Source organism: Streptomyces sp. NPDC057474 (genome assembly GCF_042802555.1).
GTDB lineage: Bacteria > Actinomycetota > Actinomycetes > Streptomycetales > Streptomycetaceae > Streptomyces.
In genome coordinates this window covers 1-22,293 of the sequence record NZ_JBHVDX010000077.1, presented here as the reverse complement: position 1 = coordinate 22,293, position 22,293 = coordinate 1, and the positions used below count along the sequence as shown (strand labels likewise).

At 67.8% G+C, this 22,293-nt stretch carries 15 protein-coding genes; 9 read left to right on the top strand and 6 right to left on the bottom strand.

Annotated elements, in window-relative coordinates; all coding sequences use genetic code 11:
- Window positions 1-274: 274 nt before the first annotated feature.
- Window positions 275-1,810, bottom strand: a complete 1,536-nt coding sequence (locus tag ACFU53_RS22245; RefSeq protein WP_383994986.1) for a polysaccharide biosynthesis tyrosine autokinase — start codon at window positions 1,808-1,810, stop codon at window positions 275-277.
- Window positions 1,811-2,279: 469 nt separating this feature from the next.
- Here ACFU53_RS22245 and ACFU53_RS22240 point away from each other — a divergent pair, with 469 nt between their 5' ends.
- From ACFU53_RS22240 to ACFU53_RS22225, 4 genes are all read left to right on the top strand, one after another.
- Window positions 2,280-3,416, top strand: a complete 1,137-nt coding sequence (locus tag ACFU53_RS22240) for a glycosyltransferase family 4 protein (protein ID WP_383994983.1) — start codon at window positions 2,280-2,282, stop codon at window positions 3,414-3,416.
- Window positions 3,413-4,549 (top strand): polysaccharide pyruvyl transferase family protein, encoded by a 1,137-nt coding sequence (locus tag ACFU53_RS22235; protein WP_383994980.1) that lies wholly within the window; start codon window positions 3,413-3,415, stop codon window positions 4,547-4,549. Before ACFU53_RS22240 ends, ACFU53_RS22235 begins: the two co-directional genes overlap by 4 nt.
- A 121-nt stretch (window positions 4,550-4,670) precedes the next feature.
- A complete protein-coding gene (locus ACFU53_RS22230) occupies window positions 4,671-5,969 on the top strand; it encodes a hypothetical protein (RefSeq protein WP_383994977.1) in 1,299 nt (432 codons plus the stop codon).
- 150 nt (window positions 5,970-6,119) lie between these two features.
- Entirely contained in the window at window positions 6,120-6,872 is a 753-nt protein-coding gene (locus tag ACFU53_RS22225) for an FkbM family methyltransferase (RefSeq protein WP_383994974.1), read from the top strand.
- A 264-nt stretch (window positions 6,873-7,136) separates the two neighbouring features.
- Here the strand turns inward: ACFU53_RS22225 and ACFU53_RS22220 are convergent, their stop codons facing one another.
- Window positions 7,137-8,000 carry a glycosyltransferase family 2 protein gene (locus ACFU53_RS22220; protein ID WP_383994971.1) on the bottom strand — a complete coding sequence of 288 codons (864 nt, stop codon included), beginning with the start codon at window positions 7,998-8,000 and terminating at the stop codon, window positions 7,137-7,139.
- A 204-nt stretch (window positions 8,001-8,204) separates the two neighbouring features.
- Between ACFU53_RS22220 and ACFU53_RS22215 the strand changes: the two genes are divergently transcribed.
- The 4 genes from ACFU53_RS22215 to ACFU53_RS22200 all read left to right on the top strand — a co-directional run bounded on the left by ACFU53_RS22215 (window position 8,205) and on the right by ACFU53_RS22200 (window position 16,388).
- Window positions 8,205-11,966, top strand: a complete 3,762-nt coding sequence (locus ACFU53_RS22215) for an ABC transporter ATP-binding protein (RefSeq protein ID WP_383994968.1) — start codon at window positions 8,205-8,207, stop codon at window positions 11,964-11,966.
- A gap of 336 nt (window positions 11,967-12,302) precedes the next feature.
- A complete protein-coding gene (locus tag ACFU53_RS22210) occupies window positions 12,303-13,496 on the top strand; it encodes a glycosyltransferase family 4 protein (RefSeq protein WP_383994965.1) in 1,194 nt (397 codons plus the stop codon).
- 239 nt (window positions 13,497-13,735) lie between these two features.
- Window positions 13,736-14,521, top strand: coding sequence for a hypothetical protein (locus ACFU53_RS22205; protein WP_383994962.1), 786 nt, complete (start codon window positions 13,736-13,738; stop codon window positions 14,519-14,521).
- A gap of 121 nt (window positions 14,522-14,642) precedes the next feature.
- A complete protein-coding gene (locus tag ACFU53_RS22200) occupies window positions 14,643-16,388 on the top strand; it encodes a DUF4012 domain-containing protein (RefSeq protein ID WP_383994959.1) in 1,746 nt (581 codons plus the stop codon).
- Window positions 16,389-16,450: 62 nt separating this feature from the next.
- Here the strand turns inward: ACFU53_RS22200 and ACFU53_RS22195 are convergent, their stop codons facing one another.
- Window positions 16,451-17,086, bottom strand: a complete 636-nt coding sequence (locus ACFU53_RS22195) for a low molecular weight phosphatase family protein (protein ID WP_383994956.1) — start codon at window positions 17,084-17,086, stop codon at window positions 16,451-16,453.
- Window positions 17,087-17,358: 272 nt separating this feature from the next.
- Between ACFU53_RS22195 and ACFU53_RS22190 the strand changes: the two genes are divergently transcribed.
- On the top strand, window positions 17,359-18,198 hold the full coding sequence (locus tag ACFU53_RS22190; protein ID WP_383994953.1) for an alpha/beta fold hydrolase: 840 nt from the start codon (window positions 17,359-17,361) through the stop codon (window positions 18,196-18,198).
- A gap of 92 nt (window positions 18,199-18,290) precedes the next feature.
- Here ACFU53_RS22190 and yjfF read toward each other — a convergent pair whose 3' ends face one another.
- Genes yjfF through ACFU53_RS22175 form a run of 3 tightly spaced genes read right to left on the bottom strand, consistent with a single transcriptional unit; the run spans window position 18,291 to window position 22,005 of the window.
- Window positions 18,291-19,331, bottom strand: coding sequence for a galactofuranose ABC transporter, permease protein YjfF (yjfF, locus tag ACFU53_RS22185; RefSeq protein WP_383994950.1), 1,041 nt, complete (start codon window positions 19,329-19,331; stop codon window positions 18,291-18,293).
- Window positions 19,331-20,461: an ABC transporter permease gene (locus tag ACFU53_RS22180; RefSeq protein WP_383995020.1), complete on the bottom strand. Its 1,131-nt coding sequence runs from the start codon at window positions 20,459-20,461 to the stop codon at window positions 19,331-19,333. The genes yjfF and ACFU53_RS22180 overlap by 1 nt, the downstream gene beginning before the upstream one ends.
- A gap of 11 nt (window positions 20,462-20,472) precedes the next feature.
- Window positions 20,473-22,005, bottom strand: coding sequence for a sugar ABC transporter ATP-binding protein (locus tag ACFU53_RS22175; protein ID WP_383994947.1), 1,533 nt, complete (start codon window positions 22,003-22,005; stop codon window positions 20,473-20,475).
- Between the last annotated feature and the right edge of the window lie 288 nt (window positions 22,006-22,293).

Genomic DNA, 22,293 nt, shown 5'->3' with positions numbered 1-22,293 from the left:
ACCCCGCGGGTGCGAGTCCCACCCGTCCCACTTCATCCGGGCCCTGATCTACTGAAACGTTCCTGCAGGCGACAGCCGACAGCCGAACGGAACCGTCACCGGCCCCGGAACATGATCCTCCGCAGGGCCGACAACAGACTTCGTCTGTCCACCGGAGACGTACAAGGCTTCCGCACCCTCGATACCTGCCCCGTCCCGGGAGGCCGGGACGGGGTGCGCGAAGTGATCGAAGATCCGCCCCACCACTGCGGTCACGATCAGCCGGCGGTGGCACTCATCGCTGAGGACTCCGCTCGGCGGTCATGGAGCGCGGCTTGCCGTCGAGTGCCTCCTCCGTGTCCGCGGCCTGGACATTCGGTTCTCCACCAGGAGTCGGCAGGGTGGGAGCGCTACCGACGGACGGCACGCGTTTGCCACCGCGTCGCCTGGAGAAGCGGCTGGTTGTCTGGCGCTGCGGCCGGTATTCGTACGCATAGCCGTACGCGCCGCCCTCCTCCTTCGACGACGCCATGTTGAGGACCGTACCGAGCACGGGAGCGCCGACGTGCTCCAGCGTGCGGAGGGTGGCGCCGACCTGGTCGCGGCTGGTGCGTGAAGCCCGCACCACGAGCAGGTAGCCGTCGACGGCGGAGGCGATCACGGACGCGTCCGCCACCGGCAGCACCGGCGCGGTGTCCACCACGACATGGTCGAACTTCTCGGCGAGAGTGCGCAGCACGGCCCTCAGCTGGGCGCTGCCCAGCAGCTCGGTGGGATTGGGCGGTACCGAGCCGCTGGTCAGCATCGAGAAGGAGCCCGCGGACTGCAGCACTTGATGCACCTCGGCCTGGCCGATCAACACGGTCGTGAGCCCGGCGTCCCGGACCAGGCCCAGGGTGCGGGCGGTGGAGGGACGGCGCAGGTCGGCGTCGACCAGGCACACCGAGGAGCCGGTCTCGGCCAGGGCCGCGGCCAGGTTGATGGCGACACTGGTCTTGCCCTCGCGGGGTAGCGGGCTGGTTACCGCGATGACCTTCGGGGGCTGGTCCACGTCCACGAACCGCAGGCTGGTGCGCAGCCGCCGGAAGCCCTCGGCGCGCAGTCCGTGCATGTCGTCGCGCACCGCCACGGGATGGCGTCCCGCGCGTGGGTCGTGCGCGATGCTGCCGAGCACGGGGGGGCCGCCGAACCCGGCCAGCAACTCGGTCAGAGCCTGAAGGCTGCGTACCGAGCGATCCATCGACTCCCTTGCCACGGCCAGACCGGCCCCGAGGACCAGCCCGGCCATCACCCCGATCGCGAGGTTCACGGCGGGGCGCGGGGAAGAGGGCGCGGAGGGCACGGAGGCAGGCTGGGTGACGGTCAGCCGCACAGGTGACGTCTCGGCGTCGTCCGGGCGCTCCAGGCCGCGGACCACCTCGGCGAAGCGATCGGCCACGGCATCGCTGATCCGGGCAGCCCGCCCCGGCCGGGTGTCGGTGACGGTGAGTCGGATCAGCACCGTGTCGGGCTGCGTGGTCGCGCTGATCCGATGGCTCAGTTGAGTCGGCGTCATGTCGAGCCGCAGCGTCCGCACGACGTGCCGGGTCACCAGAGGGCTCGCCGCCACCTCTGCGTACGACTGAACTCGGGCCTGGGTGAAGACGTTTCCCTGCGCGAGCCGGAGCGTGTCGGCCCCCTCCCGCACGGAGACGAAGATCTCCGTGCTGGCCTGGTACTCCGGGGTGGCTGTGTGGGGGGTGAGCACACCGACCCCTGCTCCGAGGAGGGTCAGCAGGGCGATGGCCCGCCAGCGGCGAGACAGGACTCGTAGATAGTCGCGCAGGTCCAAGGTTCCCGTCCCCGATCGGATCCAGCAAACAGAGCCCCACCATACGACATGAGGTGATGAATCCGGCATGTGACCCAAAAGCATCATGTGTTCCGGTTCCGTCGCTGAAGAGGGCTCAGGAGCTGTCCACTCGGGGAGACCGTGAGCCGCAGTCGCGGAGAAAATGCGGCATTAGGGGGCGATTCCACAGCTGGGGAGTGTGTTGCGCGCCAGTGCCGCACATGGCCGAGCATGCTCAGTTTCGTGCGGGCTTTCAGCCCGAGAGTCTGTCGGCGTGAAGGGACGCGAAAAGGGTGCACGGATCAATGGCGTGGCAAGCATGTGCCGCTACAGCTCTGCCATCGATACGGAGATCCAGTGGAACGGGGCCGAAAGACGACGAACTCGCGCGCAGCTTCCCGACCGGGAACCTTCTTGGTCTCCCCTTGGCCCCACCCGCCCGCCCATTCGGTACCCACGAGGTGACACGATGACGGCCACTCGGACACCAGCACTGTCTCAACTACGGGTGGCGATCAGTTCCAAGGTCTTCACCCACAACGTGGGCGGCAACACCACCTATGCCACCACGCTCTACCGGCACCTCGCCCTGCGAGGAGTCGTGCACCGGCCTCTGTGGCCGACTCTGGGCAATCTCACCGGAGTCGGCCGCGCCACGGCCTACGCCCTCGCAGACGCTGTGCTCTCGCCCCTGCCCTGTGCACTGCGTGACGCCGACCTCCTCCACTACCCCGCCGACACCGGCGCACTGATCCACAGCAGTGCACCCATGGTCGCGACCGTGCACGGGGCGGCCTCACTGCACCTGCCGGTCCGACGTCCGGGGGCGGCGCGGATCTGGCAGACGCGCACAGGACGGCTGGCGCGGCTGGCGGATGCGGTGGTGACCGTCTCGCGTTCCTCGGCCGACGATCTGGTGCGGGCGTTCGAAGTGCCTGCGCAGCGGATCCATGTCATCCCTCATGGCGTCGACACGGCCCGGTTCCACACCGACGCCCGGGCCGACGCCGCTGTCCTGGCTCAATTCGCGCTCCCCGAACGGTTCGTGCTCTACCTCGGCAATCTGGACCCTCGCAAGAACGTCCCTTCGCTGATCGCGGCCATGGACGACCCGCGACTCGTACGGGCCGGGGTGCCGCTCGTAGTGGCCGGTGCTCCCGCCTGGGATGCCGGGCCCATCCTCAAGGCACTTCATACGTCACCGCGGGTGAGGTATCTCGGACCGGTCGGCTGCGAGGCGGTGGCCCCGCTGATGCGGGCCGCCGAGGTGTTCGCGTTCCCGTCCCGCTACGAAGGGTTCGGGCTGCCGGTGCTCGAGGCGATGGCCTGTGGGACGCCGGTGGTGACCACGCGGGCCGGATCGCTCCCCGAAGTGGCAGGGGACGCCGCACTGACCGTGGCTGATCCCTCGCCCGCCGCCCTGGCATCGGCGCTGAGCGGCTTGCTTTCCGACGAGGCCGGGCTGGCAGGACTGCGCGAGGCGGGACGAGCCCGGGCTCGTCAGTTCTCCTGGGAGAAGTCCGCCGCCGCCCACCACGAGTTGTTCGTCGAGCTGGCAGGGGGCGGAGCCCGCCGAGGGCGAACGGGTACGAGGGCTGTCCGATGATCGTGGTGCTGCACGCCTACAGCCGGGGCAACGCTGGGGACGGACTTCTCATCGATGAAGCCCTGGCCCTTTTGGAACGCCTCGGTACCCCCGCCGACCGGGTACGGGTCGTGGCGCACGATGCGGACTCCTTCTCCGATCTTCCGGACGTCATCGGTGCCCATGCCCAGGGCGGCGGCATGGGACGACGAGTGCTCGGCGCAGCCGCGCTGCTGTCCGGTCTGGCGCACCCGGTCCGTACCGCGATCGACGAGGCCGAGGCTCTCCTGGCCGTGGGAGGCGGATTTCTGCGCAGCGGAAGGTGGGAGGAAGGCGCCCGGACGATGCTGGCCCACGGAGGTCAGCTGCGGGCCGCCGCCGCGGCGGCCCGGCGCGGTGTCCCGGCGCTGTACCTGCCCGCCAGCATCGGCCCGCTGCGGGGGCCGGCAGGACGTCTCCTGCGACGCTGGCTGCTGGACATCCCGTCAGTGTTCGTTCGCGACGACAGAAGTCTGGGACTGTTGCCGCACGCGTGCCGTTTCCCCGATCTGGCGCTGCTGCGGCTGGCCCGTGCCGGTGTCGCTCCGGCCGAGCCCCGGCAGGACGGACCGGTACTGGTGGCCGCGCGTTCCCTGCCCGGTCGCTCCGGCTATTCCGACGCGCTGCGCTCCCTCTTCCAGGCCTCTGCCGGGCGTGGGGATCTGTTGCCCGTCGCACAGGCATGCGTCGGAAGCAACAATGACGACCGGGCATTCTGGGCCAGTACCGGGCTCACCCAGGGAAGCGTGCCGACGCTCGGGGACGCTCTCACCGCCACTCGGCCTGCGGTTGTGGTCTCGGTGCGCCTGCACGGTGCCGTGCAAGCCCTGCTGGCAGGCGTGCCGGCCATCCATCTGAGCTACGAGCGCAAGGGCCCGGCCGCCTTCAGCGACCTGGGTCTTGAACGATGGCTGCATTCCGCGCGCAATTTCGATCCCGTGCGCGTACGCGCGCAGGTCGACGCCCTGAAGTCAGATCCGGAACCGTACTGGGGACAGGTGCACCGGGCCCTGCCGCGGCTGCGTGCCGAAGCGGCGCGGCTGGATGCCTCGGCCGCCCGGGCTCTTCGGCTGCCTGCCGCCGCTGTGCCGGGCCGGGAAGGCTTCAGTGTCTAGGGACGGGCGAATCACCGGCACGCTTGAGGAGCGCTCGGATCAAACGGATTCGACCAGCGACCCCCGGCAGACACGACTGGCCCTGCGCCGCGGCTCGTGGTGGCTGCAACCCTCGTGGCCGGTGACCCTGTCCGTGGTGCCCGGCGTACTGATCGCCGCCTCGGTGAGCGATGCGTCCTTCCGAATCTGGTGGCGTACACCGAAATTCGTCACCGGCACCATGGCGGTCCTCGTCCTCACGCTGCTGGCGGCGTTCGTCGCCGGTGTGCTGCTGGCTTCCGCGGGTACGTCCGCAAAGACGCACAAGCGGGACCACCGGTACGTGGAGTTGTCCCCCGCGCAGCAGCGACTGCTGCTTCATGCCGGGCGATTGCTGCTCGCGCTGACCTTCGCCGGCTACCTCGCATGGCTGCTCATCGGAGTACTGCGCGGTCTCCAACCGGCACAGTTGTTCGCCGTGACCCGGCTGGAAGCAGGAGCGATCGTGGAGGTCAAACGCCTGCTCACTCCGGTGGCCGGCGTAACCACGCAGACGCAGTTCGGGCCCCTGGCCGCCGCCTGCCTGATGCTTCATCAGCGGGCCACGGGAAAGCGCCACTACCTCGCCATCACGATGTTGCTGCTGCTCGCCACGGTGCGCGCGCTGGTTCATGCGGAGCGTCTCGCACTGCTCGAAGTGCTCACGCCCCTGATCGTGCTGGCTGCCGCCCTCGCTCCGACACGCCGCACCCGGCCACGCCGCACCCGGCCCCGCCTGCCGTCTCCGCGCAGGTCCTCCGGCGACTGGAAATGGGCGCTGGCGCCCCTGTTGGCCCCCCTGCTGCTGATCTGCGTCTTCGCCAGCTTCGAGTACACCCGCAGCTGGAACGACTACTACAGCCGGCAAGGCGGCAGCTATCTGGAATTCATTGTCCATCGACTGGGTGGCTACTACGCGACCGCAGTCAACAACTCCATTCTCTTGCGTGACCACATGGCACCACATCTCGAACTGCCGTACTACACCATGAAGTTCCTCTGGGAATTCCCCGGCCTTTCGTTGCTCCTCGACCAGTCGCAGCTTCTCGGTATCGACCCCAGGAGCGGATGGAAGGCCACACTGTCGCTGCACGCGAATCCGGAGTTCAACAACGAAGGCGGCATCTTGGCGCCCGCAGTCGACTACGGAGCCTTCGGTGCGGTCGCGTTCTGGATTGTTCTCGGATACGGCTTGGGCCGCTGCTACCGGGCCCTGAAGGCGGGCCACCCAGGAGCCTTGCTGCTCTACAGCGTCCTCTTCATCGGGACTGTCGAACTGGCCCGCTTTTTCTACTGGGGTCAGGGCAGGGCGTTCCCGGGAATCCTGGCAGCCGTGCTGCTTTCCTGGGCCTTGCAAAAGGTCAGCAACCGCGAAGGAGAGTGCAGTGGCAAGCACGGCTGATCGTACGCTTTGTTGACCAACACAGGATCCTCAGCCGTTCACAGACGGTGCTGATGCGGTGGGCGTGGGCAGCGGTGATGTCGACGGTCCTGCCATCCGTCACCAGATCAGTGGCGGCCACCCTGCAGAAGCTCAATGAGAGGTAGTGGCATGCAAACACAAACTGTCCCGGTTTCGGATCTGTACGGCCCATATTCTCTGACGGTTGCCGCAGATGACCACATCGGCAAAGAGATCTTGCGCACCGGTCGCCCTTACGAGTACAGGCTACTGAGATTGACTGCTTCTCTCATTTCGCCTGGCGATCTCGTCGTCGACGTGGGGGCCAATATTGGAAATCACGCTCTGAGTTACTCCCGGCATGGCTGCCGCGTCCTTGCTCTGGAGCCAAATCCTGACGCCTTCGAAATCCTACGGCAGAACGCCTGCCGGAATGTCGGCGATATTGACCCACGGAATGTGGCAGTCTCCCGGCAGGCCGGCAGGGGATCTGTCCGGGTGCGAATCCCAGGAAACCTTGGTTCTGCAGCGGTGAATGTCGACGCTGCAGGACAGGTGGAGGTGACCACTGTCGATCGTCTGAACGTGCGAGCCCCACGCTTGATGAAGATTGACGTCGAAGGTGCTGAACTCGCGGTACTCGAAGGGAGTGTCGAGACTCTCAGGAGGTGGCATCCGGCGATCGTGGTTGAGCTTCAATCGAAAGAAGTCAAGCAAGCAGTGAAGAAGTTCCTCTCGACTCTCGGCTATAGCTGGCTGCCCGTCAGCCTGTCGGGTGAACCGACGTTCCTCTTCTCCGTAGCACGCCGCGATCTGGCACGAGTTGCTCGGCAGCCCATGTTCTGGGCGCATGCCGTTCGGCGCGGGGGTAGCCGCGTGCGCCACATGCGGAATCGCTCTTGAACGGCCGATTGTCGGCCGGCTCCTCCTCACCTCCGGCGCACATGGTCATCCGGGTTCACTCTCACCTGCGCGAGCGTTGTCCGGCGCCGCCCTCAATGAGCCTCTTTCCCCGCTGCTCGACGACCCGGATCACGAGCCTCGTTCAAGCTGTCCTCACCCTCGGTCTGGCCAGCCCAGACCGAGGAGGGGAAAGGCTCACTGCCTGCCACGGCCTAGGCAAGCCCGGCGTAGATTCCGCCTTCCTCCACACTCGGCGAAAGAAGCTCATTCCGGGGAAAGTGGGAGCACCCGGCCTACCATTCCTTCTGCACGGCCCAGCGTGACGTGCAGCTTCAACAGTGCTGTGTGCGGCCGGCCGCGCAGCAGTCCACAGACGGACTGCACTGCGGGCCCCGCCAGAGAAGTGGCGTACCGGCCCTGCTCCTGGTGTTGCCGCAGGACCCGGCCGGTACCTCGCGCGTATCGCCGTGCTTTCAACCTGTAGGTGGCGTCCCTGGAATCGACTTCAGCTCTGTCGAACACCCGGACTGCGGGATCGGACCAGAGCGGAAAGCCGCTGCGCAGTCCGCGCAGCAAAAGGTCGGAGATCTCGCCTGATTGCCAAGGCGTGGGAGCCCCGACACCGAGGCCGGGGTCGAAATATCCCACGGTGGTGAAGTAGCGGCGTTCGAAAAAGCACGTTGCTTCCATCGCCCACTTCCACAGGGTCCGCTTGTCCAGCAGGCGCGGATCGCTGGCGGCGCCCATCCTTCCGACAGTCCCCACTGTGGTGGTGAGGACTCCGGAGACACAACCGCCGTGACGACGCAGCGCGCCCACTGCCCGCTCCACTGTGTCACGTTGGTACCAGACGTCGTCATCCGGAAAGCCGATGACATCGCAGTTGGGGAGGGCGGCGATTCCGTCGTTGCGTCCCTTCGACGCTCCACCGCAGGAGACTACTCGGGTCACGGGAAGCCGTCGCTTCCACCGTGCGACGAGCTCACGTACGTCATGGCCGTTGCTTTGGTCCGCGATGACGACGGAGGCCACGGGGTGGCTCTGGGATTCCACGCTGCACAGCAGCTCATCCAACTCGGCGGCTCTACCGATGGTGGGCACCACCAGTGCGACTCGCACGTCGCTCACAAGCGCTCCGTCAGCCAGATGGTCTCTTCTTCCATTTTCACACTACCTCCTGCGGATAGTAACTATGCGCAGTGGGACTGTTGGCTGGGAAGACACGCACAGCCTCGGCCGAACGGTGGAGCGTATTACCGCTGCAGGTGGTATCTGGGCATCGTACGATTGAAGCCCGATGGTTCTTCTGGTTTGGCCGCCTAGGATTTTCGCGTGAATCGTATCCAGGCCGGATTCCCTGCCGTTCCGCGCATCGCAGGCTACTTTTCGAGACGCAGGGGACGCCTGATGGCCACCCTGGCTGCCACACTCGCCGCTACTGCGCTCACCGCACTCATGCCATTGCTGCCACGGCTGGTGATCGACGACGTGATCGTCGCGAGGACACGGCCGTTGGCTCCCTGGGCAGCGCTCGTCGTTCTGTCCGGCCTGGCGCTTTACACGCTGAACTTCCTCCGGCACTACTGGGCGGGCCACTTGGGTCTCGATGTTCAGCATGATCTGCGTGAGGAGTATTTCCGTGCCGTGCTGCGACTGGACGGTGCGCAGCAGGCGGAACTGAGGGGGGGCCAACTGCTGGTGAGTTCCACCAGCGACCTGCACATTGTGCTGGGAGCCCTGTTCATGGTCCCCTCACTGCTCGGGGCCCTGCTCCTGCTCGGCCTGGCCGCGGTCATGATGCTTGCGTTGTCACCGACACTGACGGTGGTTGCGCTGGGCACGATCCCCTTGCTGTGGTTCTTCAGCTACCAGAGCGCACGCTGGGTGTTCCCTGCGAGTTGGCAGGCGCAGCGCGACGTTGCCGCAGTCGCCGATGTGGTGAGCGACGCGGTCTGTGGGGCCGTCGTCGTGAAGGGTTTTGCCCAGGAGCGGCGGGAGATGAACAAGCTCCGCCTCAGTGCTGAGCAGTTGTTCGCCGCACGTATGCGCGTCGTGCGGATGATTGCCCGCTACGTCCCGGCGAGTCAGGCCGTGCCGGTGCTGGGTCAGCTCGGCATCTTGGCGGTTGGCGGTTGGATGGTACTGCGCGGCACGCTCTCGCTCGGAACATTCGTCGCGTTCAACGCCTATCTGGCGATGGTGATGGGGCCGGCGAAGACGATGCTGGGAATGGTCGCTCTGAGCAGCCAGGCGCTGGCCAGCCTTGATCGTCTCTTTGCGATCATTGATCTGAGGCCGGCAGTAGCCGACCCCGAGGACGGGGACCCACACTCCGCACCGACGACTGCACTGTCCGTCGAGTTCGACCGGGTCTCCTTCCGGCACGACCAAGCTTCCGCCGGCCTCGAGGGCTTGTCGCTGGCCTGCCCCGCCGGAAAGACTCTCGCGCTGGTGGGGCCGACCGGCTCAGGGAAAACCACAGCTGTCTCCCTGCTGCTGAGGCATCAAGACCCCGGCTCCGGGACGATCCGCCTCGATGGTGTCGACATCCGTGACCTGACGCTGGCCGGGGTGCGCTCCGCGGTCGGACTGGTCTCGAGCGAGCCGTTCATCCTCTCCGGTTCGGTGCGCGAGAACATCGCGTTCGGCAGGCCTGAAGCGACCTTCGAGGAGGTCATCCAGGCGGCTCGAGTCACACAGTGCCACGACTTCGTGACCGAACTCCCGAACGAATACGAGGAGAAGATCGGTGAAGGCGGTCGGCAGCTGTCAGGCGGACAGCGGCAGCGCATCGCGCTGGCACGAGCGTTGCTCGCCGACCCCCGGGTGCTGGTTCTGGACGATGCGACCTCCGCACTGGATCCCGTGGTCGAGTGGAAGATCCTCACGGCCGTGGCGAAACTGCCGGGTGAGCGGACCACCGTCATCGCCACCCACCGACCTGCCGTGCTGCGGCTGGCGGACCGCATCGCCGTCCTCGATGGTGGTCGGGTCACGGATGAGGGCACCTACACGGAACTTGCCTCCCGCTCGCACTTCTTCCGTTCCCTTGTCGGGGAATCACCCCGCAAGGATGTTCCCGCTGCCCGCACAGCCCCAGTCAGCACCCTTGCAGACAGCACCGCTCAGCTCTCTTGGCCCTACGGCGCGGGAGATGCCGACAAGCAGCTCCGAGAGAGCAACTCCGAGGGGCCTCGGCGTGGCCTGGCCGCGCTCACACTCGCTCCGCGACTCCGCGCCCGCCTCGACGCGCTGCCACCCGCCGTCGATCGGCCCCCGAAATACGATGCCGAAGCGGACTCCTCGCTCTCGGCCATCGCATTACTGCGCGAGTACAGAACACCTGCCGCGCTCATCGTCGTACTGGCCCTCGCGGACGCCACCTGCGCTCTGGCCGTTCCACTGCTGGTCCGACACGGCGTGGACGCCGGAGTGCAACGCGCGCTGTCCCACGCCCTATGGACGGCCACGGCAGTCGGCATGGCGGTGGTGGTCATCCAGTGGTTGCTGCAAATCACAGCAACGATCACCGCAGGGCGGACGACGGAACGCTTGCTCTACACCCTGCGGGCCCGCCTGTTCCAGCGCCTTCAGCGCCTCGGCCTCGACTTCTACGAGCGGGAGCCCGCAGGCGTGACCGTCTCCCGGATGACGACAGACATCGATGCACTCGCGGCTTTCGCCCAAACAGGGCTCACTTGGACCTTTGTCAGCTCAGTGTCCTTCGCCGGGATCCTTCTCGTCCTTGTCGCCAGCAGTGCGCGGCTTGCGATCGTCGCGCTGGTGGCAGCTGTCTTTCTCTTGTTCGCCACCGTGCGCATGCAGCGGCGTACCCTTCCGGCCTACCACGAGGCTCGCGAGGCTCTTGCTGCGACATCCGACTACATCCACGCTTGCGTTCGTGGACTGGTACACGTCCAGGCCTGGCGCAGGGAAGCGGACTGGGCAGCGCGGCATACGCATCTCGGCCTGACGTTCCGCAACAGCCGTCTTCGGGCACAGCTCCAACTTTCCGCCTACTACCCGTTGGGTCAGCTGCTCAGCGCCTTGGCAACGGCAGGGGCCCTGATCGTAGGTATGGCCGAACTGGAGCACGGTCGTCTCTCGCTCGGCACGGTGGTCGCATTCCTGCTCTATCTCGAACTACTGTTCGCGCCGGTTCAACAGGCGGTCCAGGTACTGGACGGGTTTCAGCAGGCGGTCGTCTCCATGGCGCGGATTCAGAGTCTCCCCACCGAGAAGCCTTCGGCCACGAAGCGGGAGAGACATGCAGAGCACGAGCCGCTGAGCGGCAGCCATGAGCCGCGCAAGGACATGACAGCTACCCGCCACCCTGTGAGCTCTGCGTCCGAAAGCCCGGTTCTGCAGCTCGACAACGTCAGTTTCTCCTACCCGTGCAATGGCTCTCAGGCAGGACGCCTGGTACTGCGGAACGTCTCACTCAGCGTCTCCCGCCGCACGATGGTTGCCTTTGTGGGCGAGACGGGCGCGGGTAAGACGACCTTGCTGAAGCTCATCGCCAGATTCTGCGAGCCCGAGAAAGGCCGGATCCTCTACGCAGGCACGGATCTGCGGGACATTCCCGAGGCGCTGTGGCGACGCCGACTGGGCATTGTTCCCCAGGAGCCCTATCTTTTCGCCGGTACGGTCCGGGACGCCATCGCCTACGGCAGCCCCGGCGCCACGGACTACGAGGTGGAGCAGGTGTCCCGCACAGTGGGCGCTCATGACGTGCTCTCACGGCTGCCCGGTGGCTACCTCCACCGATTGTCTCCGGGAGGCTCCAATCTCTCGGCCGGACAACGTCAGTTGATCAGTCTGGCGAGAGCAGCCATGGTACGACCGGATCTCTTGCTCCTGGACGAAGCGACTGCGGCACTTGACGGAGCCACGGAGGAGGCCGTGACCAGGGCCGTGGAGCGGTTTGCCGAGGACCGCACGGTTCTGCTCGTGACGCATCGGCTGGCGACCGCGGCTCGTGCCGATCGCATCGTCGTCCTGGACCGCGGCGCGGTGGTCGAGGACGGAGGACACGGTGACCTCCTCGCCTCGGGAGGGACCTATGCGCGAATGTGGGAAGTACTGACCCACTGAGGCTGGACTCGTGTTGTCGTGAGTTGCGCGTCGACGAGGAGCCGGGCAGAGAATTCACCCTTTTCGCGTAGCACAAAAGTTATTAGCCGGATAGATATACGAGTGGCTGGTTGCCTTCGTGTTCGGCTCGACACAGGCGACCGCATGTCCTTTGCCGAGCGAGTGCGATCGCGCTACTGACACTCGCTCGGTGCACTGGACATTCATCACGTGCGCCGCAGAACCTTCGCGACGGTTCCTGGACCATGCCCCGCCCTGTCGGGGCCGTTCCGGGACCGTGGCCTGAAAAGTTTCAGGAGCGGCACATATCGCGCGAACCTCATCGGAGGCAAAAGAATGACCCTGACCACGAATGAAGTCGACCCAGCTGAAGATTGCGGGCGATTTCCGCCGCTCCGCATCGGCGCTCCCACGGGCCGCATCCTGCACGTCACGGAAGCTTTCGGTGGCGGAGTCGCAGCCGCGATCGGCGACTACGTGTCAGCGGCGCCCGATCTGGAGCACTGGCTGTTGCTCTCACAGCGCCCCGATTTCCCGGTGTCCCTGCCCAAAGGGGTGAGCCCCGCCGGCGTGCTCCACCTTCCAGACGGCTACCGCGCCCGAAGACGGGCCATCGCCGATGTCTACAACAGACTGCGACCGGATCGCGTCCACGCCCATTCCTCCCTGGCGGGCGCCTACTGCCGTCAGTTGTTGGCCATTCCGGCCGACGAGATCGTTTACACACCGCACTGCTACGCCTTCGAACGGCAGGACACCCCTTCCGTGGTCCGGGCCGCCTATTGGATCGCGGAGCGTCTGCTGACCCTGCGTACCGGGGTCGTGGCGGCCTGCAGCCCGCGGGAAGCTCAACTCGCCAGGAAAATGGGCGTGTCGCGGGTCGTTCACGTACCCAACATCGTGCTCCCCGGCTCGGACACCGCGCTGTCTTCAGCGTGCCCGAGGCAGCGGCCCCTTGCCGTCGCGGTCGGGAGGCTGTGCCCACAAAAGGATCCCGCCTTCTTCGCTCGGGCAGCGGCGGCCGGTCCGTCTCTCGACTGGGTGTGGATCGGTGACGGCGACATGGACTTGCGGCGGTTGCTCGAAGGCGCCGGAGTACGGGTGACGGGCTGGCTGGAGCGACCCGAGATCCGTCGTCTGCTGAGTGAAGCCGGCGTGTATGTCCACACCGCTGCCTGGGAGGGCGCGCCCCTCGCCCTTCTCGAAGCCGTCGGCGCCGGCCTTCCCGTGGCGGCTCGGGACATTCCTGCTCTTGCGGCCCTGGGACTGCGCGATCTGGCAGCGACGCCGACCGCGCTCGCGGAGCTTGCGGGGCACCTCGCGGTACCCGGCAAGTTCCGGGACCGGCACTTGGCCTTCCTCGCAGAATCGCTCCTCGATCACACACCTGCCGTCCAATCGGCCCGTCTTCGCCAGGCGTATGCCCTGGGGGCACGGTCCGCCCGCCCAGACGTGTCGGAGAGTGACAAGGCAGGCGCGTCCAGATGCGCCCGCGAGGACCATGGGAGTGGGCCATTAGGTGGCTCCTGAGGCTCCCCGCGTTAATCGCGGCGCAAATCTGCATATATAGCAAGGTGTCAGTACTTTGGCGGCGCTGCCATCCGGACAGAGATCAAACTGGGAGACGGAGCAAGATGATCAAATCTTTGTCGTGGCGGGTTGCCTTGGCTGCCACCGCCGCCACCGCCGTTGCCGCCGTACCACTGGCGACCGCGCAGTCCGCGTATGCCGGTGTACCCACGAATGTTTACCAGCCCTACCCACCGGGGTTGAGCACTGCCACGGTGCCCGCGGGCGGGGTGATCTATTTCGTGGCCGAGGGGTTCGAGGCCGGCGAGACGGTCACTGCAGCGCTCGTCCCACAGTCGTCGACCACCCTCAGCGGAGTAACCCGCAGCGGGGACGGCGGGGACAAGTGCAATGACCAGGACGCGACCTACGAGGCCAACGGGCGGGGCACTGTGTTCGGGTGCTTCCAGGTGCCCAAGGGCACCCCTCCCGGTGCTTATCTGTTCACGCTCACCGGCGAGCAGTCGGGAAGCGTCTCCGCTCCCATCACCGTGACAGGGAAGAACGGGAACGGAAATGGGAACGGGAACGGGAACGGGCACGGGAACGGAAACGGGCACGGAAACGGGAACGGGAATGGGCACGGGAACGGGAACGGGCACGGAGAAGGGAAGCCGCACGGAGCCAGGGCGAACACCGATGTGACCGGCGACGCCGGTCCCGAACGGGCGGGGACGAGTCTCCCCCTGAGTGCTGCCATCGAAGGTCGACCCGGGACCGTCAAGGTCACGGGCAACGGAAAGACCCTCTTCCTGAACACCGGTGCCGCCGAGGAGCAGTCCGGCCCCACCGGGACGAGCCAGAAGACGGACCTGGCTCTGGCCGGTTACGACGGCACCGGCCAGGACGTAAGCGGCGGCACGGGACCCGCGACCGGTTCGGGCACGAACTGGGCGCTGGTGGGCGGGGCTGCCGGTCTCGCCGCGATCGCCGCCAAGACGGTCACGGTCGTACGACGCCGTCACACTCGCACTGACGAAGGCTGAACCGGGCCGCAGTATGCGAATGCCGCGCCTCAGGGAACACTGCGAACCACGCAACGCCGACAGCCTGGTCCGATGGCTCCGCCGCCGTCGTGCCAGGTTGCTGGTGTGCGCAGTCGCAGGCTTGCCTCTGGCCGGCGCCGGCTGGGTCGTCGTGACCGGCCTGCTCGCCCGCGATGAACTGCTGTCCGCCCAGCGGGCGCTGGACTCGCTGCGGCAACAGACCGCCGCACGTCCCGCCGCGGAGGCGTCCGCGGGGGATGCCGGGCCGGTGAGGCAGAGAACCGACACCGCTGTGCGCGCAGCCGCCGCGCATGCTGCGCGAGCACATCGTCTCACCACCGGTCCGGCCTGGTACTCCGCCGCCTACCTGCCTGTCCTGGGTGGTCCCCTCCGCACCGTGCGCGGTGCCGCGGAGGCTGCCGACCGGTTGACCCGCGACGTGCTCTCGCCTCTGGCGGAGTCCGTCTCCCAACTCACCTCCGACTCGGCGAAAGACCGTGGTCCCCTGAGTCTGTCCGCGCTTCGCCGGGCCGCTCCGGCCCTCGACCGGGCCTCACACAGCGCCTCCGACGTGCGCGACGAAGTCGACGAGCTGCCTCGTAAGACCTGGCTGCCCGCCGTCGACCGGGCCCGAGCCCAGCTCGCCGAACAGCTCGACCGGATCGTCCCCGCCACGGCCGACGCCGCCGCGGCGGCGCGGGTGATGCCGGCCATGCTGGGAGAACGGGGCTCACGGCGGTATGTGGTGGTGTTCGAGAACACGGCCGAGGCACGCGGCACCGGCGGGCTGCCCGGCGCGTTCGCGGTCCTTACCGCGGACCGGGGCCGATTGGCGTTCGAGCGCTTCGGCAACGACACCGAGATGGCGAACGCCGTCGCGGCAGTCGACCTGGGCGACGAGTATGACGCGTTGCACGGGCACAACGCCCCCACCACCACCTGGGTGAACTCCAACGTCAGTCCGCACTTCCCGTACGCGGCCCGCATCTGGACGGCCGCCTGGCGGGATCACACGGGCCAGAAGGTGGACGGCGCGCTCGCCCTCGATCCCAGTGTTCTGTCAGGGCTGCTCACCGCGTCCGGCCCCGCCCGTCTGCCCGATGGCACCGCGGTCACCGCTGCCAATGTCGTGGACCTCACCGAGCGCAGCAGCTACGTGGACTACCCGGACACCGAAGAGCGCAAGGAATTCTTCCTCGACGTGGCTCGCGCCGCCGCGGATCGGCTGTTGGGGGCGGCCGACGACCCGCAGCGACGGCCCGCGTTGTTCGCCGCCCTGAGCGGGCAGCTGCGGGAGGGACGGGTCAAGGTGTGGAGTGCTCACCCGTCCGAGCAGCGTGAACTCCGCCGACGTCCGTTCGGCGGTACCCTGCCCGATACCTCCGACCCCTTCGCCGGACTGGTCGTCAACAACGCGGCCGGCAACAAGCTGGACTACTACCTGGACCGGCGCCTGGAGTGGGCACCTGGCCGGTGTGTCGCGGCCGGCCGTGAGGTCACCGTGACCGTGAGCCTCACCAACAGAGCACCGCGCTCGGGGCTCCCCACGTATGTCAACCAGCGGCTGGACGCCCCGCCTTACCGCACGCGGCCCGGCGACAACCGTCTGCTGGTTTCGTACTACGCGAGTAAGGGGGCGAAATTGGCCACGGCTGCTCTGGACGGGCGACCGGTCCTGGTGAACCAAGCTGTCGAGCGCGGTCATCCGGTCCACACCCTTGACCTGGAGCTGCCCGCCGGTGTCACCCGTACCCTGGTACTGCGCCTGGTGGAGAGCTCCTCGGACCGTCCCGTGTCGCTGCTGCGCCAGCCGCTGGTGCGGCCCTTGCGGGTCACGGTGCGGCCATACCCGCCCTGTGGTGACTGACCGCACGTCCCGGTCCTCGCCCTCGGCCCGGTGGCCTTCGCCGCACCGGGGATCCCTCAGGCTCAGGATTCGATCGTGAGATGTTCACGGACAGGGGGAGCGGCCCGTACCGCCGTGGCGATCCGCTCCACCGACTCGGCGATCCGCGCCGCAGCCTCTCGCGCCACCTGTGTGGGCGCGCCGTACGGATCAGCCACATCATCGTCGTCCAGGCGGTCGCCGCCCGCTCCCCGCCGTGCCGCGGCACCCTTGACCAGCGCTGCGGCTCGCTCGGCAGGTTCCGTCGCACCCGCGGCGTCTTCCGGCCTGAGCAACCGGGTGAACTCACGCAACGTGAAGGCCCGTTGCAACGCCCACAACGGAGAGAGCCGCACGGCTGCCTCACGGTGCTCCGCGGCGGCACCCAGCACTAGGTCGGAGTCATCCACCAGCGCTGCGGTCAGCCGGCGAGCGAGTACGCCGCTGGGATCCCCGCCCAGCCCGATGAGGAGGGCCGCGGCCACCGGGTCCATGGGTGTTCCCGCCCTGGCCGCGGTGCCGGCGCTGCTCACCTGGAACGTACCCGGGCACGAGGCGAGCCGGACCTGCAGCAGGCGCTCAGCCAATGGCGAGCGGTGCAGGTTTCCCGTACAGACGAAGAGCACGCGAAAGGGCGTGCCCCCGCATCCCGAGGTGGGCGAGGCAGGGCGAGGGGACATGGCGGAAGTATTTCGCCGCGCAGGGTCGCCTGCCGTCCGCCTCGCCGGGTGAGCCGACACAACGACACCGGTGCCGGTGTGAGTCCGACTGCGGGCGAAGGTGTCTGTCGGCGTCGGCGATGACGGGGTGCGCGGACCGCGGGGACGGGCAGGTCCAGTGCGAGGAGACGTCCGAGCTGTGCCGGGCGGACAAGGAGGTTCGGCAGGCGGGCGGGGCGAGGCGAGGCGAATTACGGTTGCCCTGTTGCGAGGGGGCTGTGAGGGTCGGCGGTATGGCCACCTTTCGCGCACCTGACGGCACGCTGCTCGCCTACCGCACGTTCGGGGACGGCCCGCCTCTGGTCTGTCTGCCCGGTGGGCCGATGCGCGCCTCCGCCTATCTCGGTGAACTCGGGGGGCTGTCCGCGCATCGGCGGCTGGTCATGGCGGATCTTCGGGGTACCGGGGAGTCCGCGATCCCGGCGGACACCTCCACGTACCGCTGTGACCGGCTCGTCGGGGATGTGGAGGCGCTTCGGGAGGAGTTGGGAGTGGAGCGGGTCGATCTGCTGGCGCACTGTGCCGGGGCGAATGTCGCGGCGGCGTATGTACGGATGTGTCCGGAGCGGGTCGGGAGGCTGGTTCTGGTGACGCCGAGTCCCCTCGGGGTCGGGATCGCGGTCGGGGGCGAGGACAGGCTCGCGGTCGCCCGGCTGCGTGAGGGCGAGGCGTGGTTCGAAGAGGCGTTCGCGGCGCTGGAGGAGGTCGCGGCGGGGCGGGGAGCGGACCGGCACTGGGCGGCCGTCGCGCCCTTCCTGCACGGGCGTTGGGACGAGGCGGCGCAGGCCCTCGATGCCGCCGGCGCCGAGCAGCGCAATCCCGAGGCCGCAGGCGTCTTCGGGGGTGAGGGAGCCTTCGACCCGGAGGGTACGCGGGCCGCGTTGCGGCGGTTCGAGGAGCCCGTGCTCGTGCTCGCCGGGGAGGTCGATCTCAACTCGCCGCCCGGCGCGATGGACGAGTACGCCGCGCTGTTCCCGGATGCCGGGTTCGTCGTACAGCCCGGGGCCGGGCATCACCCGTGGTTGGACGACCCCGAGCGGTTCGTGGCGACCGTCGCGGAGTTCCTGGCCTGAGGGCCCGCCCGAAAGGTGACGAGTACGCAGAGAGGTCCGCCGCACATACGCCGTGCGGCGGACCTCGTCGTGCCGGGGGACTTCCCCGCGGCTCAGGTCTGTTTGCGTGCCGTCATCGCCCGCTGGATCAGGATGAACGCGCACAGCAGCACACCCGTGGCGATCTTCGTCCACCAGGAGCTGAGGGTGCCCTCGAACTGGATGATGCTCTTGATGAGGCCCAGGACGAGGACGCCGAAGACGGTGCCCAGGACGTAGCCGGAGCCGCCCGTGAGCAGCGTGCCGCCGATCACCACTGCGGCGATCGCGTCCAGTTCCATGCCGGTGGCGTGGAGGGGGTCGCCGGACTGGATGTAGAGGGTGAAGAGCAGGCCCGCCAGGGCCGAGCAGAAGCCGGACACCGTGTAGACGGCGATCTTGGTGCCGCCCTGCGGGAGGCCCATCAGCATCGCGGACTGCTCGTTGCCGCCGATGGCGTACACGCGGCGGCCGAAGCGGGTGTAGTGGAGGATGTAGAAGGCCGCGGCCAGGACCACCAGGGCGATGATCGCGCCGATGGAGAGGAAGCCGACGCCCAGCTGCACCTGCGTCTGGGCCAGGCTGCTCACCGTCGCGTCGCCGATGGCGATCGACTCCTTGCTGATGACCAGGCACAGGCCCCGGAAGAGGAAGAGGCCGGCGAGGGTCACGATGAAGGGCTGGATCTCGAAGTTCTGGATCACATAGCCCATCAGGAACCCGCCGAAGGCGCCCACGGCCAGGGCCATGGGGATGACGAGCAGGATCGGCAGGCCCTGGCGTTCCACCATCCAGGCCGTGAACATAGTCGTGAAGCCGATGACCGAGCCGACGGAGAGGTCGATGCCGCCGGAGAGGATCACGAAGGTCGCGCCCACGGCGGCCACCAACAGGTAGCCGTTGTCGATGAAGAGGTTGAGGAAGACCTGCGGCTCGCCGAAACCGTAGTTCTGGTAGCGGCTCAGGCCCGTGATGTACATCGCGAGGAAGAGCGCGGCGGTCACCAGGACGGGCAGACGCCGGTCGGCGAGCAGCCGCGCCGCCCTGGAGGCCGGCGTCGAGGCCGCTGCCGTACGGCTGTCCTGGGCCGTTGGGGTCTTGGTGGTCGCGGTCATCACGACACCTCCATCTTCGGGGCCGCCTCGGCGGGCGTCGTGGCGGGCTTCGCCGGGGCCGCGGGCGACGTGCCGCCGCCGGTCGCGCCGGGCTTGGAGCCGAACCGGGCGCCGAAGACCTTCGCGCGGAACTTCGGGGACTGGAGCAGGCAGACGACGATGACGACGGCGGCCTTGAAGACCAGGTTGGTCTGGGTGGGCACGCCGATCGTGTAGATCGTCGTCGTGAGGGTCTGGATGACCAGGGCGCCGATCACCGTGCCGCCGATGGAGAACCGGCCGCCCAGCAGCGAGGTGCCGCCGATCACCACGGCGAGGATCGCGTCCAGCTCGATCCACAGGCCGGCGTTGTTGCCGTCGGCGGCCGAGGTGTTGGAGCTGATCATCAGGCCCGCGATGCCGGCGCAGAGCGCGCAGAAGACGTAGACCATGATCTTGATGCGGCGGGACCGGATGCCGACCAGGCGGCTGGCCTCGGCGTTGCCGCCGACGGACTCGACGAGAAGGCCGAGCGCCGTCTTGCGGGTCAGGGCCACGGTGACGGCGACGACCGCCGCGACGACGAAGATGGAGAAGGGCAGCGTCAGCCAGTAGCCGCCGCCGATCAGCTTGTACGGCTCGCTGTTGATGGTGATGATCTGGCCGTCGGTGATCAGCTGGGCGACACCTCGGCCCGCGACCATGATGATCAGTGTGGCGATGATGGGCTGGATGCCCATCCGGGCGACCAGGAAGCCGTTCCACAGGCCGCAGACCACCGCCGCCACCAGGCCGATGCCCATGGCCAGGAACACCCCGGCCAGCGCGTTCTGGTCGGCCTGGTCGCTGATGTAAGAGCAGGTCAGGGCGCCGGTGATGGCGACGACCGCGCCCACGGAGAGGTCGATGCCGCCGGTGGCGATGACCAGGGTCATGCCGACGGCCACCAGGATCAGGGGCGAGCCGAAGAGCACGATCGAGACGAGGCTGCCGTAGAGGTGGCCGTCCGTCATCCTGATCGAGAAGAAGTCGGGGGTGAAGGGGACGTTGACGAGCAGCAGGGCTGCCAGGACCGCGACCGGCCAGAACAGGTGGTGGTGTGTCAGCGCCCGCCAGCGGGATGTCGTGCCGGTCGTGGCCGTCGTCGCCACGGGTGGGGTGCTCACTGGTGTTCTCCGCTCGCGATGGTCTCCAGGATCCTGCTGGTGGTGATCTCCGGCCCGTTGGTGAGCCGCGCCACCAGCTTGCGGTCGCGCAGCACGCCGATGGTGTGGCTGAGGCGGAGGACCTCCTCCAGCTCGGCCGCGATGTAGAGGACGGACATGCCGTCCTCGGAGAGGGAGACGACCAGTTTCTGGATCTCGGCCTTGGCGCCGACGTCGATGCCGCGTGTGGGCTCGTCGAGGATCAGCAGCTTCGGCTGGGTGATCAGCCAGCGGGCGAGCAGCACCTTCTGCTGGTTGCCGCCGCTGAGCTGGCCGACGCGGGCCTCCGGGTTGGCGGGCCGGATGTCGAGGGCCTTGATGTACTTGGCCACGAGTTCGTCGCGCTGGGCGGCCGGGATGGGCCGGGTCCAGCCGCGGGACGCCTGGAGGGCCAGGATGATGTTCTCGCGGACCGTCAGATCGGGGACCAGGCCCTCGGTCTTGCGGTTCTCCGAGCAGAACGCGACCCCGGCGCCGATGGCGTCGTTCGGGGCGTTCATCGAAACCTGCTTGCCGCCCACGGTGACCTTGCCGCTGTCGGGCTGGTCGGCGCCGAAGAGCAGCCGGGCGAGTTCGGTGCGGCCCGAGCCGAGCAGGCCGGCGAGGCCCACGACCTCGCCCTTCTTGATGTCCAGGTCGAAGGGGGCGATGCCGCCCGTGCGGCCGAGGCCGTCCGCGTGCAGCAGGGTCTCGCCGACGTCGGCGTGCAGCTGCTGCTCGTGGAGCTCCTCCAGCTGGTCCAGGTCCTTGCCGATCATCAGCTGGATCAGGCCGACCTGGTCGAGTTCGCTGACCATGTGCTCGCCGACGAGGGTGCCGTTGCGCAGGACGGTCATGCGGTCGCAGATCTCGTAGATCTGGTCGAGGAAGTGCGAGACGAAGAGGATCGCGACCCCCTCGTCCTTCAACCGCCGCATCAGCCGGAAGAGTTCGAGGACCTCGTCGCGGTCGAGGCTGGACGTCGGCTCGTCGAGGACGAGGACCTTGGTGCCCTTCCCCTCCCCGCCGCCGGTGCCCACCGACCGTACGATCGCGACCAGTTGCTGCACGGCCAGCGGGTACGAGGACAGCGGTGCCGTCACGTCGATGTCGAGGCCGAGCCGGTCGACCAGCTCCGCGGCCTCCTTGCGCAGCCGCTTCCACTGGATGCGGCCGAAGCGGGTCGGTTCGCGGCCGATGAAGATGTTCTCCGCCACCGACAGGTTGGGGCAGAGGTTGACCTCCTGGTAGACCGTGTTGATCCCGGCCTGCTGCGCCTGCAGCGGGCTGGCGAACCGCACGGACTCCCCGTCGAGGGTGATCGTGCCGCCGTCCAGGGAGTAGACCCCGGTCAGCACCTTGATCAGGGTGGACTTTCCGGCGCCGTTCTCGCCCATCAGAGCGTGTATCTCGCCGGGGAAGAGCCGGAAGTCGACGCCCGACAGAGCCCGTACTCCCGGGAATTCTTTGACTATGCCCGTCATCTCCAGGACGGGCCGCGGCTCTGCCATAAGTCTCCTAGCGAGGACCACCGGCTTTGTCCGGTGGGGGAATTCACTTACCTGGGCTGTGTTGCGTTCGTCCCGCCCCAAAAGGGGTCGGTTCGGGCTGGACCGCAACCTTCGGGTTGGAAGCCCTCACATGGGGCGGAGTCACGGCAGCGCTCCTCGTGCAATCGAGTCGCTGCAGGCCCGCAGGGGCCCGGCCGACCGAGATAAAGGTCGGCCGGACGCGACCGGAACCGTGGGTGGGGTGGGGAAGTAAATGCGGGGGGGGAGGGCATACAAGGACAGGGCCAG

Excerpts from the sequence above, each read along its gene's own strand:
- ACFU53_RS22240 (WP_383994983.1), top strand. The coding sequence starts at position 2,280 with ATGACGGCCACTCGGACACCAGCACTGTCTCAACTACGGGTGGCGATC.
- ACFU53_RS22235 (WP_383994980.1), top strand. The coding sequence starts at position 3,413 with ATGATCGTGGTGCTGCACGCCTACAGCCGGGGCAACGCTGGGGACGGA.
- ACFU53_RS22225 (WP_383994974.1), top strand. The coding sequence starts at position 6,120 with ATGCAAACACAAACTGTCCCGGTTTCGGATCTGTACGGCCCATATTCT.
- ACFU53_RS22210 (WP_383994965.1), top strand. The coding sequence starts at position 12,303 with ATGACCCTGACCACGAATGAAGTCGACCCAGCTGAAGATTGCGGGCGA.
- ACFU53_RS22195 (WP_383994956.1), bottom strand. The coding sequence starts at position 17,086 with ATGTCCCCTCGCCCTGCCTCGCCCACCTCGGGATGCGGGGGCACGCCC.
- ACFU53_RS22190 (WP_383994953.1), top strand. The coding sequence starts at position 17,359 with ATGGCCACCTTTCGCGCACCTGACGGCACGCTGCTCGCCTACCGCACG.
- yjfF (WP_383994950.1), bottom strand. The coding sequence starts at position 19,331 with ATGACCGCGACCACCAAGACCCCAACGGCCCAGGACAGCCGTACGGCA.
- ACFU53_RS22175 (WP_383994947.1), bottom strand. The coding sequence starts at position 22,005 with ATGGCAGAGCCGCGGCCCGTCCTGGAGATGACGGGCATAGTCAAAGAA.